The organism is Neoaquamicrobium sediminum (assembly GCF_013240295.1).
GTDB lineage: Bacteria > Pseudomonadota > Alphaproteobacteria > Rhizobiales > Rhizobiaceae > Aerobium > Aerobium sediminum.
This window is the reverse complement of record NZ_JABETK010000002.1, coordinates 2,084,196-2,096,781: the sequence shown is the minus strand read 5'-3', so window position 1 is coordinate 2,096,781 and position 12,586 is coordinate 2,084,196. Positions and strand designations below refer to the sequence as shown.

Sequence of the window (12,586 nt, the reverse complement as noted above, 5' to 3'; positions counted from 1 at the left end):
TCGCTCGCATGATTCATTCGTTTTTAGGGAAGATGGCAAGCAACCGTTCACCGGGTTTCTTGAGGCCGTGTTTAGACGGCTGTGCCATGTTGATCCAACTCACATCGGTCCAGCCTAGCGAGATCTCAAGAAAGTTCCATGGCACGCCCAGTACTCATTGTCGATGACGATCCGGTCCAGCGCCGCATTGTCGAAGCCGCGGTCAGCAAGTTCGGTTATGAAACGCTTGTCGCCGACGGCGGCGAAGCCGCGCTCGCGGCGATGGACGGTCCGCGTGGCCGCGACATCGCCGTTGTGATCCTTGACCTCGTCATGCCGGGCGTGGACGGGCTTGAAGTGCTGAAACGGATGCGCGAGCGGGAAATCTACGTCCCGGTGATCGTGCAGACCGCAAAGGGCAGCATCGACACCGCGGTGTCGGCGATGCGGGCCGGTGCGTTCGATTTCGTCGTCAAGCCGGCCTCGCCCGAGCGGCTGCAGGTCGCGCTCGCCAATGCGGTGAAGGTGGAAGCCTTCGAAGGGGAGGCCAAGCGGGCGCGCAAGGGGGCGGCCGGGGCACTGACCTTCAAGGACCTCGTCACTGGCAGCCCGACCATGGAGCGGGTCATCGGTCTGGCGCGCAAGGCTGCATCCTCCAATATTCCGATCCTGATCGAGGGAGAGTCCGGCGTCGGCAAGGAACTGGTCGCCCGCGCCATCCAGGGATCGTCCGATCGCAAGGGCAAACCTTTCGTCACCGTCAACTGCGGCGCGATCCCCGACAATCTTGTGGAAAGCATCCTGTTCGGCCACGAAAAGGGGTCGTTCACGGGCGCTACGGAAAAGCACACCGGCAAGTTCGTAGAAGCCAATGGCGGCACGCTGTTCCTCGACGAGATCGGCGATCTGCCGCTCGACGTGCAGGTCAAGCTTTTGCGCGCCGTGCAGGAGGGCGAGGTCGATCCGGTGGGCGCGCGCTCTACCGTCAAGGTCGACATCAGGCTGATATCGGCGACCCACCGCGACCTTCTGCAGCGAGTGAAGGACGGCGAGTTCCGCGAGGATCTGTTCTACCGACTCAACGTCTTTCCGATCCACGTGCCGCCGCTTCGCGACCGGCGCGAGGACATCCCGATGCTGGTGCAGCACTTCATTTCGCGCGTCGGTCCGGCAGAAGCGCGCGACAAGATCCACGGAATCTCGTCCGGTGCGCTTGCCATGCTGAAGGCCTATGACTGGCCGGGTAACATCAGGCAGCTCGAGAATGCGATCTTCCGGGCTGTCGTGCTTGCCGAAGGCAATGTGCTCACGGCTGACGAGTTTCCGCAGATCAAGGCGCAGGTGGAAGGCATAGACGAGTCCGTGCTGGATACCGCAGCGCCGGGGGTATTCCCGAGATCGGTGAAAGGAGCGAGGCCCAGCGCGTGGTGCCAGCAGATTCGGCCATGCCATCTGCGAAGCCCTCGGAGCCACGCTTCGGACTGATGCGGGCGCTTGACGAACGGGGTAACGTGCGGCCGCTGGCCGATGTCGAGAATGAGATGATCCGGTTGGCCATCGAGCACTACAAGGGCCAGATGAGCGAAGTCGCGCGGCGACTGGGCATCGGCAGGTCGACGCTCTATCGCAAGCTCAAGGAAATGGGCATCGAACCTGAGGAGGGGCGCTCCGACAGGATGGCCTCCTGACAGCCACACGCAAGAAGCCATTGTTATTGATCGGTTTACCATGCGATCTATTGTGGAGAAACGCCACGATGTCGCCATGGTCTTTGCGCATTCCTGCTTTAATAAGCGGGGATTAACCATTAGAAGCGATAGTTGGGCGGAATCGCCCCGGCTTTTGTTTCGGGGACCAATCAATAGCCGATAAGGCGACGCGTTTTGAGCATTCTGAACCGAACTGACATCGTGCGGCGGTTGGAGGGTATGTCCCGGCTAGGATGGCTGGGCTGCCTTGCGCTCGCAGCGATTGTTTTCCTCTCCGCAGCAGCACCGGCCAATGCGCAGACGCGCAGCCTGAAGCTGTACTTCATCCACACCAAGGAACGCGCAGAGATCACTTATATGCGCAACGGTCGCTACGACCAGCGCGGTCTCAACGAGATCAATCGTTTCCTGCGCGACTGGCGCCGCAACGAGCCGGCCAAGATGGATCCTAAGCTGCTCGATCTCGTGTGGTCGGTCTATCGTTCGGTCGGCGCGCGCGACTACATCCATGTCGTGTCCGCGTACCGTTCGCCCGCTACCAACTCGATGCTGCGCAGCCGCTCGTCCGGCGTGGCCGAGAAAAGCCAGCACATGCTTGGCAAGGCGATGGACTTCTATATCCCGGGCGTTCCGCTTTCCAAGCTGCGGGCAGCCGCTTTCAAAGTCGAGGGCGGCGGCGTCGGCTACTATCCCAAGTCCGGCTCGCCCTTCGTTCACCTGGATGTCGGCAATGTCCGTTCGTGGCCGCGCATGAGCCGGAGCGAGCTTGTCGCGCTTTTCCCCGATGGCAAGACAATTCATCTGCCCAGCGATGGGAAGCCGCTGCCCGGCTATCAGCAGGCCATGGCCGCTTACAAGTCGCGCCGCGCTTCCGGCGCAACGGTTCAGATCGCCAGCGCCGATGCCGGTTCCGAGCGTAGTGGCGGTTCCGGTGGCGGACTGCTGAGCGCGCTGTTCGGCAACGGCAATCGCGGCCAGGCGGAAGCTTCCGCTCCGACACCGTCGGCGGCTGTGGCTGCCGCTGCACCTTCGCGTCCTGCGGCACAGCCCGCGCCGGTTGCGGAAACTCCGGAGACGATCATTGCGGCGCTTCCGGCCCGCAGCGTGCCTGTACCGGGGGCCGCTCCCCGTCCGATCGTGGACGTAGGCGCGCCGGCTGCCGCTCCGCTGATCCCCGGCCTGCCGGAACAGCCCGCGGCGCCTGCGCTGGCCGAGGCCCCCGCAGTCGAGGTTGCAGCGCTCAACATGCCAGTGCCAACGCGGCGGCCGGATTATGCGCCTGAGCCCGCCGTGCAGCTTGCGGCAGCCGAAGTGCCCGCGCCGGATCTCCCTGTTTCGGCTATCGCAGCGCCGCAGCCACGTGGCAGCGGAACGACTGCGATCACGGAAATGCTGGCGATGACGGCAGCCGAAGCGCGTGCTGACGTGGTCATCAATCCTCCGGTTCCACACCTGCGTCCAACGCAATCGGACACTTCGCTGGATGGAAAACAAGTCGCTGCCCTCACCAGCCCGACTGCGGACCGCGGAGATGTCTTCGTGCTGGCGTCGCTGCCGAGTGTAAAGGAGGAGGCTGGGCGCCCTGCCGAGCTGCCGGTCGCGCTCACGTCGACGCCACGCAAGGATGAACGGCTTGCATCGCTTTCCGCATCGCCGCGCGTTGCGGTGATCGGCCGCGAGGCTGGAACCGATGCCACCTCGGCGCTGGAGTCCGGCGTGCGTACCACCGAAAAGTCTGGCAAGCCCCGTGCCAACGATGCGCGGCCCGGGCGCAAGTCGGTTGCCGTACCGGTCGAGCACGAGTTGACGCGCTGGGCTTTCCGCCGCGACGTGACCGTGGCGACCGCCGGTGGCACGAAGAGACCCGACAAGGCTTACGATACGGTCTGGAGCGCGCCGCAGATGGTCTACACGACCGGCTTCCAGCGCGACACGCCGCGTGAGGACGTCAATCGTTTCACCGGCAAGGCCGTAACATTCCTGCCTGCTGCCAAGTTCGCCACGAACTGAAGCCTGCGAGGCTTAAGAAATCAAGGCGCGTGGAGCCGATCCAAAAGATCGCCACGCGCTTTGTCATGTGAGGCGTGTTGTCAGCGCTGGAGTTTGGCGGCAGCCGCCGCCAGGGCTTCGATCTCATCCCACTTGCCCTCGGCCACGAGACCGTCCGGCGCCACCCACGAGCCGCCGACGCAGATGACATTCGGCAGCGAGAGATAATCTGCTGCGTTGCCGGCGCCGATGCCTCCGGTCGGGCAGAAGCGGATGCCGGCGAAAGGTGATGCGAGCGATTTCAGGAATGCGGCGCCACCAGCCTGTTCGGCGGGGAAAAATTTCAGCAGCGAGTAGCCGCGTTCGGCTGCGGCCATGAGCTCACCGGGGTGATCGCGCCCGGCAGCAGTGGCACGGGGCTCGATGCGGCGGCGTCGATGAGAGACGGCGTCGTGCCGGGGCTGACGATGAACCGCGCGCCGGCGGAAACCGCTTCTTCGAACTGGTCGGGATTGAGGATCGTGCCGGCGCCCACTATCGCCTCGGGCACCTCCGCCGCGACCGCGCGGATCGCGTCCAGCGCGACTGGCGTGCGGAGCGTGATTTCCACCGCCGGCAGGCCGCCGCGAGCCAGCGCGCGCGCCAGCGGGACGGCGTCCGCAAGGCGGTCGATCTTGAGGACCGGTATCACCGGCTGGCCCTGCATGATCTTGAGAAGCTCGTCAGTTTTCTGCGTGCCGGATGGCATGGGCCGCTCCATCTGAAATTCAATCGATTTAGGTCTGTGCCGGCTCTAGCAGAGCGCCGCCGGACTGTCCATGCCAATACGGATCGTGCGCGCCGCCGTCAAAGGGTTGCCCGGCCGAAGAGCCTCTTCAGGAGATTCTCGAACCATGCGGAGAGTGAGAAGCCGCCGCTTTCGCGCTTCTCCAGCGCCGCCATGGTGGCCGGGCCTACGATGCCGTCGACCAGCAGTCCCCATCGATCCTGAAAGCGGCGCACGGCGTCCTCGGTTTGCGGGCCGAATACGCCATCGATGCGCAGCGAAAAGCCGTGTCCATTCAGGCCGATTTGCAGGTTTCGTACCCCGTCACCACGCATGCCGCGCCGCAGGAGAACGGAGGGCGTCCCGGCATTGCCCCGGCTGTATCGGGTGTAAGCCCTGGCAAGCTTCCGGTCGTAGCCGTTCTTGCGAAAGCCGGGGCCGTTATATCCGCGTGCAAAGGCAACCCAGTCGCGCCGGCGCAGCGCCTCGGCCAGACCGGCCTTGTCGATATAGCGCGCCATGAGATTGAGCTGACCGGCGGTGCTGGACCGTGCCTCATCGACAAGCGCATCGACGCTGGCGTAGCCGAGCCAAGCCCAGTGCGCGCCCATGACCTGGCCGATGCCCCATGAAACGGACTCGTATGCTGCCCGCCGGTCGATCCGGGCAGCGCGCGCCAGTAGCGACCAGCGTGCCGACTGGGAGGCGGGGTTGGCGATCGCGCCTGCATCGGGAGAGGCCAGGCCGCTAAGGCGCGCTTCCTCGCGCTTCGCGCCCGATAGGCGCCTGTCGAAATAATGCCCCTCGAAACGGATCAGCGGCTCCGCCCTGCCGCCGACCATGGCGTGGGTTCTCAAGCCGCTTTCTATATGCGCGACGGCAGCGAGTGCCGCCGGCTCGATACCCAGCCGCTCTGCGATCTTTTCGATTTCAGTCAGCACCGCTTCACCCAGCATGTCGCATCTCCTTGGCCGAGACGCATTGTCGAACGGGTTTGGGGGAGGTGGACAAACGCCTTGAAACTGGCACATCGGAACGATAGGAGCGCGCCATGGATCGTTCTGACCCCACAGGTTCCGTCTTTCTTGTTGCCGCGCTCTACCGCTTCGCAGCGCTGCCGCAGTGGCGCGAGCTGCGCATGCCACTCGCCGAATTCTGCTGCGCGCGCGGCATAAGGGGCACGCTGCTGCTCGCCCATGAGGGCATCAACGGCACGGTCGCCGGCAGCCACGATGCAATTGCCGAACTGGTCGCCCATCTAGAGGCGATCCCGGCGTTGGCCGGGCTCGAGGTGAAGTACAGCACGGCGTCCGATATGCCGTTCCACCGCATGAAGGTGCGGCTCAAGCGCGAGATCGTCACCATGGGGGTCGAGGACCTGGACCCCGCGCGGGATGCCGGCACCTATATCGAGCCGCAGGACTGGAATGCGCTCATCGCCGATCCCGAAACGGTGGTGATCGACACGCGCAACGACTACGAGACGGCCATCGGTACTTTTCGTGGCGCCGTCGATCCGGGTACGGCGAGTTTCCGCGAGTTTCCAGGCTGGGCCGCGGCGCGGCGCGAGGACCTCGCCGGGCGCAAGGTGGCGATGTTCTGTACCGGCGGCATCCGTTGCGAGAAGGCGACGGCCTATATGCGCTCGATCGGCATCGAGGAGGTCTATCACCTCAAGGGCGGCATCCTGAAATATCTCGAGGACGTGCCGCAGGAGCAAAGCCTGTGGGATGGCGAATGCTTTGTCTTCGACGAGCGCGTGTCCGTGACCCACGGTCTGCGTGAAGGCGAGGCGGAGCTTTGCCGGGCATGCCGGCATCCTCTGACCGCAGCGGATAAGCAATCGACCTTTTGTCGAAGGCGTGTCGTGCCATCGCTGCCACGAGAGCCGCAGCGAGGCCGACCGTGCCCGCTATGCCGAACGCCATCGCCAGGTGGAGCTTGCAAGCAGGCGAGGGACAAAGCCTCATATCGGCCGCTAAGACGCGGTATCTCTCCTGTCATTGCAATGTCGCTGTCGCCTGCCTACTTCTGGCAGGTTGTCGCGACAGCGGCGCGGAGCGAAACGAAGCTGCAAGGAGTGCCCCCGATGCTCGATCCCAGGAAGCTGCTGGATGACCTGCTCGGTTCGAAGGTTCCCGGAACCGAATCGACCGTGCGCGACAAAGCCGGTCAGGCCGCCCAGATGGCGCGGGACAATCCGCTCGCCGCTGGCGCGCTGGCAGCGGTCCTGCTCGGCACCGGTACGGGGCGCAAGCTCACCGGCTCGGTGCTCAAGATCGGCGGCATGGCCGCCGTCGCCGGGCTTGCCTACAAGGCCTACCAGAACTACCGCAACGGCGACCAGCCGGGCCAGGCGCAGACGTCTGCCGAACCGGAACTGCTGCCGCCGCCGGCCGACACGCCTTTCGATCCCGCGCAGGCCCCGCAGGGCGAGGCAGAGTTCGCGCTTGTCATCGTTCGCGCAATGATCGCCGCCGCACGCGCCGACGGGCATATTGACGAAGATGAGCGAGGCCGCATCGCCGACCGGCTGCGTCTTTCAGGCATCGGCGACGAGGCGGAGAAATTCCTGCTTGCCGAACTGTCGAAGCCCGTCGACCTCGACACCCTCATCGACGCTGCGAAGACCGACGCGCAGAAGGTCGAGCTCTACACCGCCTCTCGCCTTGCGATCGAGCCGCAGACGCGAGCCGAGCGCGGCTATCTCGACATGCTCGCTGGCAGGCTGAAGCTGCCGGACGCGCTAATCGATCACGTCGAGGCGACGGTCTCCGAGGTCAAGACCGACAACCAGTCGGTCTGGTAAGCGGCGTCAGCCCAACACGCGCGAAACGATCGCAGCGAGATCTTCCTCCAGTTCCTCCGAGCTCTGATCTTGGAGGAACTTCATGCGCTGCGAAAGCAGAAGGTGCGCGAGGCCGTGGACAATAGCCCAGGTGGCGGCGAGTTGCCGTCTTCCTTCGCGTGTCGTCAAGGGATCGACGCCGGCGACCGCGCCAACGCCTGCAACGAGTTGCTCGAACGACGCGGTCGCGGCCCGTTGCAGCCTGTCTTCCTGAAAGTCGGCTTTCCGTGATGAGAACATCAGGCTGAAGAGAGCAGGGTTGGCGCGAGCGAATTCGATGTAGCCCAGCCCCATCGCCACCAGCCTTGCTCTGGCATCGCCCGGGTCCGCCGCGTTCATCCGCGCGGAGGTCGTTTTCAGGAAACGTTCGAAACCTTCGGCGGCAAGTGCCGAAAGCAACCCGGCCACGTCGCCAAAGTGATGGGCCGGGGCGGCGTGCGAAACGCCGGCTCGCTTGGCGCAGCCGCGCAGCGTGAAGCCTTCCGGTCCCTTTTCGGCAAGTTCGATTTCTGCCGCCTCCAGCAGTGCACGGCGCAGATCGCCGTGGTGATAGCCCTGCCGTTCGGGCTCGCCGTTTGTCTTCATGTCCCGCCTGTCCTTCACCAGCTCCCACGTCCGCAATGCACCAGCACCGTGCGAAATTCAATCTTTCCAATGTAAAATTTATCTTGACGCCGTAAAGATCGTAAGTCAATCTTGACGGCGTCAAGAATGGAGAGGCGGGTATGGATGCCGATACGATATTTCAGCTCAGCGGGCCGGTGGCCATCGCCGGATGGCTGTCGCTGCTCGCAAGTCCGTGGCTTCCGAGCTTTGCCGACCGTTTCGCGAGCACAATCGTGCCGGCTCTGCTGTCGGTCGCCTATGTCGGGCTGATGCTGGCCTTCTGGAGCGGGGCCGAAGGCGGGTTCGACACGCTGGATAATGTCGCGTTGCTGTTTCAGACGCGAGAATTGCTGCTGGCAGGTTGGCTACACTACCTCGCCTTCGACCTGTTCGTGGGGGCATGGATTGTGCGCACGGCGCGCGCCGAAGGCATTTCATTCTGGCTTGTGCTGCCCTGCCTTCCGTTGACCTTCCTGTTCGGTCCAGCCGGCTATCTCGCTTTCGTTTCGCTGAGGACGGTACTCCCCGGCCGGCGACTGTTCGAGCCCGCTTGAGTTTTGTGAGGAAACATGACGATGACCATGTCCATTGCCGAGGAAGCCCGCTTCGTGACAATCGACCGGCGCCGGCCACTCGATGCGCTCGTCAGGCATGAGCCCGTCTTCGGCGCCTTGGGGCTTCTGATGATGGCGGCGATTGCGCCGACATTGTTCGCCTATGCCATTGACGGGCGCACGTTCAACGGCGTGAACATTTGGCTGAAGCCGCTGAAGTTCGAGTTCTCGCTGACGGTCTATTTTCTCACGCTGGCGTTCTTTGCGCGCTGGCTGCCGGCCGGTATCCGCGCTCGGCGCTGGTATCGCTGGTTTACCGGAGCAGTCGTTGTGGCTTCGGTTGCCGAGATCGTCTGGATCGGAGCGGCGGCGGCGATGGGCACCGCGTCCCACTTCAACACGACGCCAATCGGCGCCGCAATCTATCCGGCGATGGGTGTCGCAGCGACGTTGATTACATCCGCGTCCGCCGTCTTCGCCTGGGAGATTTGGCGCAACGGTGCGCTGCGCATGCCGCCCGCCTTCCGCGAGAGCGTCGTGCTGGGGCTTGCGCTGGTGTTGCCGCTGACACTGATAACCGCTGGAACCATGAGCGGGCTGGGTGGACACGGCATCGGTGGCCAGGCGGGCGACACTGGCGGCCTGATGCTCATGGGGTGGGCGCGTGATGGCGGCGACCTGCGCGTGGCCCATTTCTTCGCCACCCACGCGATGCATTTCATCCCGGCGTTCGCGCTCGTCTCGGTTGCCGTTTTCGGCGGTGCCGACCGCAGGCCGGTGCGGATTTTCGCGGCACTGTTTGTGGCCTTAGTAGCTTTCACCTTCGTTCAGGCGCTGATGGGCAGGCCGTTTCTGGCGGCTGTGGGCTGAGCCGGCAAACGGGATTAACCGATCGTTAACGAATCAGGTACAATCTGAAACAAGTCGAATCGGCTTTCCTCCTCCCAAGCGCGATTCAAATTAAGGGCGGTCCCTACGACCGCCCTTTCTTTGGCAGCACCTGTCTGTCTTGCCTTCCCGCCTCCCATCTGCAAATCAACGTTGGTGAAACGTGGAGGAGGTTCTCATGGCCGCAACAAAATTCGCTCTCGTGACTGGTGCCGGCACCGGCGTTGGAAAGAGCGTTGCCACCGCGCTGGTGCGCAACGGGTGGGACACGATTTTTACGGGCCGAACGCTGGGACGGCTCGAAGAGGCAGCAGAGGCGGCTAATGGGTTGGGCGGCGGTCGCGCGCTGGCGGTTGCGTGCGACGTGTCGCGGCCGGAGCAGGTGGAGCGGCTGTTCGAGCGGATCGGTGACGAGTTCGGCCGGCTCGACCTTCTCTTCAACAATGCCGGCATGAGCGCCAAGGCCATGCCGATCGATGAAATTCCGGTAGAGACGTGGCACGACGTTGTAGACGTGAACCTGACCGGTTCGTTCCTTTGCGCACGCGCGGCTTTCGGGATGATGCGCAGGCAGGCCCCGCAGGGCGGTCGCATCATCAACAACGGGTCGATCTCGGCCTATGCTCCACGTCCGGGTTCCGTACCCTATACCGCCACCAAGCATGCCATCACCGGCCTCACCAAGACGCTGGCGCTCGATGGCCGGCCGTTCGACATTGCGTGCGGCCAGGTCGACATCGGCAATGCGCTGACTGAAATGGCCGCGCCGATGGCGCAAGGCGTGCCGCAGGCTGACGGGTCGGTAAAGGTGGAAGCGGTGATGGATGTCGAGCACGTCGCCAATGCGGTCGTGCACATGGCCAGCCTGCCGCTCGAAGCCAATATCCTCTTCATGAACGTGATGGCGACGAAAATGCCCTTTGTCGGGCGCGGATAGGAAGAACCCTCCCGCTTTCCGGCCCACTTCGATAGGGCGTTGTTGGACTTTACGTCGCTGACGGGATTTCTATTTCCTCCAGGACGTACGGGGCTTGCCGGTCGTGGCTGCCGCCGTGCTAGAACAATCTACGGCCATTGATTGCGGAGGCTGACCTCGACATGGAAGCGCTTCTTGGCGGGGCTCAACCCTATATCGCGCTCGTGCTGCTGGTGCTTCTGCTGGCCGCCTTCGTGATCGAACGCTATCCGCCGGAGGTTACTGCCGCGGGAGGCGCTGCGGCGTTCCTTCTGCTGGGTTTGACCACCCCGGAAGATGCGATGCGCGTCTTCTCGAATTCCGCGCCCATAACCATTGCGGCGATGTTCGTGCTTTCGGGTGCGCTGGTGCGTACCGGCGTGCTCGAAAACCTCGCAAGCAGGTTGACGACCAGCGCCACGAACCATCCGGCTCTGGTGGTCGCGGCTCTTTTGATCGGCACGGTGGCCGCGTCGGCCTTCATGAACAATACGCCGGTCGTGCTGATCCTGATCCCGATCGTTTTTCGGCTCGCCCGCACGCTGGACATCGCAGCCACTAGGCTGCTGATCCCAATTTCCTACGCGGCGATCCTCGGCGGCACCTGCACGCTGATCGGCACGTCCACCAACATTCTCGTCGACGGTGTGGCGCGCAATGCCGGCGAGCCGGCGTTCTCAATCTTCGAGATAACCCCGATCGGCATCGTGGCCGCACTTACCGGAACATTGGTCATGTTGCTCCTCGGGCGTTTCCTGCTGCCTGACAGGCGCGGTGCAGGCGAGACGGCCCAGGCCGGAGAAACGGAGTTCCTCTCCGAGGTGACCGTTCGCGCCGAGGGCCGTTACACCCAGGCGAAGATCGGCGCCATCAGCGACTTCAATCGTGCAGGGCTCAAGGTCCTGGGCCTGCGCAGTGGCGGCGAGGTCATCCGCGACAATGTCGGCGAGCGCACGATGAAGCGGGGCGATTCGCTGATCCTACTCGGCACTGCTTCGGAAATCCTCACGCTCAACGAAAAGAGCGAACTGCATGTTGGCCTGCGCCGCAGCCAGGAGCGTGCCGGCGAAAAAGTGGTTGTGGAGGCCGTCGTTGCCCCACATCGTGCAACTACCGGCGAGCGGATCGGCGACCTGATGCTGGGCCGCCGCTACGGCGTGCGTATCCTTGGCGCGCATCGCCACCGCCATATTCCGGGCTCCGATCTGGAAAGCGTCAAGCTGAGGCCCGCCGACAAGCTGTTGCTCGAAGGCCCACCGGACAATTTCGACGCGTTGACCGAGGATGCAAGTCTCGTCTCGGTATCGCGACCCAGCGCACGGCCCTATCGACGCAGCAAGGCTCCGGTGGCACTTGGCGCGCTGGCAGCGGTCGTCGGGCTTGCGGCATTCAACGTCATGGACATCGCCATTCTCGCGCTGCTCGCGGTGGCGGCGATCCTGCTGCTACGCTGCCTCGACAGTGACGAGGCTTGGGGCTCCATCGACGGCTCGATCCTCGTGCTGATCTTTGCGATGCTGATCATCGGCGCGGGACTGGAGCGATCGGGCGGCGTCCAGCTCATCGTCAACGCGCTAGCGCCGTATCTGGCGACAATGCCGCCGGTGGTCACACTGGTCGCGATCTTCGCGATCTCATCAACCTTGACCGAGCTGGTCACCAACAATGCGGTCGCGGTTCTCGTGGCGCCGATCGCCATCGGTCTCGCAACGCAGATGGGGATCGACCCACGGCCATTTCTCATCGCCGTGATGATCGGCGCCAGCGCCAGTTTTGCGACGCCGATAGGCTACCAGACGAACACGTTGGTTTACGGTGCCGGCAACTACCGTTTCACCGACTTCCTGAAAGTGGGCATTCCCATGAACATCGCCGTTGCCGTCGCAAGCTGCGTGGCAATCTGGCTGATCTATGACCTCTAGACCTCCGCCACTGAGACACCGGGCAGGTAGCGCGTGATCGGCCGGATTTCGTAGACGGCGGACTTGTTCACGCGACGCAATTCGCGTGCTGCGTCGATTGCGGCCTCCAGTGAGTCGCACTCCAGCATGTAAATGCCAAGCAACTGCTCCTTCGTCTCGGCGAATGGACCATCGATGACCATCGCCTCGGGACTGCGCAATGTTACCGCCTGGCCGGTGAAGTCGAGCCGCGCCGATGGCCCCAGCTTGCCGGTCTCGTTGATCTTGTCATGGACCTTCATCAGGTTGCCCATCAACGCCTCACCGTCTTCCGGCGTCATCGCGGCGACGACGCCTTCCTCGTGATAGGCGAGTATCGCGTAAAGCATGC

General features: G+C 63.7%; 10 protein-coding genes and 3 pseudogenes. 9 read left to right on the top strand and 4 right to left on the bottom strand.

Annotation, left to right across the window (positions count from 1 at the left end; all coding sequences use genetic code 11):
* Positions 1–138 precede the first annotated feature (138 nt).
* From HK436_RS22125 to mepK, 3 genes and pseudogenes are all read left to right on the top strand, one after another.
* Positions 139–1,464, top strand: coding sequence for a sigma-54-dependent transcriptional regulator (locus HK436_RS22125; RefSeq protein ID WP_376769187.1), 1,326 nt, complete (start codon positions 139–141; stop codon positions 1,462–1,464).
* Positions 1,446–1,667: pseudogene (locus tag HK436_RS33685) on the top strand (helix-turn-helix domain-containing protein); the annotation flags it as partial. The gene HK436_RS22125 and the pseudogene HK436_RS33685, both read left to right, overlap by 19 nt.
* A 240-nt stretch (positions 1,668–1,907) precedes the next feature.
* Positions 1,908–3,698, top strand: a complete 1,791-nt coding sequence (mepK, locus tag HK436_RS22120; RefSeq protein WP_173193736.1) for a peptidoglycan L,D-endopeptidase MepK — start codon at positions 1,908–1,910, stop codon at positions 3,696–3,698.
* Between the two features lie 80 nt (positions 3,699–3,778).
* On the opposite strand, the pseudogene HK436_RS22115 reads toward mepK, so the two are convergent.
* Together HK436_RS22115 and HK436_RS22110 are read right to left on the bottom strand one after the other, a co-directional pair.
* Positions 3,779–4,437 (bottom strand): annotated as a pseudogene (locus tag HK436_RS22115) (2-dehydro-3-deoxy-phosphogluconate aldolase).
* Positions 4,438–4,523: 86 nt separating this feature from the next.
* On the bottom strand, positions 4,524–5,399 hold the full coding sequence (locus HK436_RS22110; RefSeq protein WP_173193233.1) for an N-acetylmuramidase domain-containing protein: 876 nt from the start codon (positions 5,397–5,399) through the stop codon (positions 4,524–4,526).
* Positions 5,400–5,494: 95 nt separating this feature from the next.
* Here HK436_RS22110 and trhO point away from each other — a divergent pair.
* Positions 5,495–6,425: pseudogene (gene trhO, locus HK436_RS22105) on the top strand (oxygen-dependent tRNA uridine(34) hydroxylase TrhO).
* Between the two features lie 107 nt (positions 6,426–6,532).
* A complete protein-coding gene (locus HK436_RS22100) occupies positions 6,533–7,252 on the top strand; it encodes a tellurite resistance TerB family protein (RefSeq protein ID WP_173193231.1) in 720 nt (239 codons plus the stop codon).
* Between the two features lie 6 nt (positions 7,253–7,258).
* Here HK436_RS22100 and HK436_RS22095 read toward each other — a convergent pair whose 3' ends face one another.
* Positions 7,259–7,876: a TetR/AcrR family transcriptional regulator gene (locus HK436_RS22095; protein ID WP_173193229.1), complete on the bottom strand. Its 618-nt coding sequence runs from the start codon at positions 7,874–7,876 to the stop codon at positions 7,259–7,261.
* A gap of 140 nt (positions 7,877–8,016) precedes the next feature.
* Between HK436_RS22095 and HK436_RS22090 the strand changes: the two genes are divergently transcribed.
* The 4 genes from HK436_RS22090 to HK436_RS22075 all read left to right on the top strand — a co-directional run bounded on the left by HK436_RS22090 (position 8,017) and on the right by HK436_RS22075 (position 12,216).
* Complete coding sequence (locus tag HK436_RS22090; protein WP_173193227.1) at positions 8,017–8,451, top strand: ABA4-like family protein; 435 nt, start codon at positions 8,017–8,019, stop codon at positions 8,449–8,451.
* A 21-nt stretch (positions 8,452–8,472) separates the two neighbouring features.
* Positions 8,473–9,321, top strand: a complete 849-nt coding sequence (locus HK436_RS22085) for a hypothetical protein (RefSeq protein WP_173193225.1) — start codon at positions 8,473–8,475, stop codon at positions 9,319–9,321.
* Between the two features lie 196 nt (positions 9,322–9,517).
* Positions 9,518–10,276, top strand: coding sequence for an SDR family oxidoreductase (locus HK436_RS22080; RefSeq protein WP_173193223.1), 759 nt, complete (start codon positions 9,518–9,520; stop codon positions 10,274–10,276).
* A gap of 161 nt (positions 10,277–10,437) precedes the next feature.
* Positions 10,438–12,216, top strand: coding sequence for an SLC13 family permease (locus tag HK436_RS22075; protein ID WP_173193221.1), 1,779 nt, complete (start codon positions 10,438–10,440; stop codon positions 12,214–12,216).
* Here the strand turns inward: HK436_RS22075 and HK436_RS22070 are convergent.
* Positions 12,213–12,584 carry a YciI family protein gene (locus tag HK436_RS22070; RefSeq protein WP_173193219.1) on the bottom strand — a complete coding sequence of 124 codons (372 nt, stop codon included), beginning with the start codon at positions 12,582–12,584 and terminating at the stop codon, positions 12,213–12,215. The two genes, HK436_RS22075 and HK436_RS22070, sit on opposite strands and share 4 nt — an antisense overlap.
* Between the last annotated feature and the right edge of the window lie 2 nt (positions 12,585–12,586).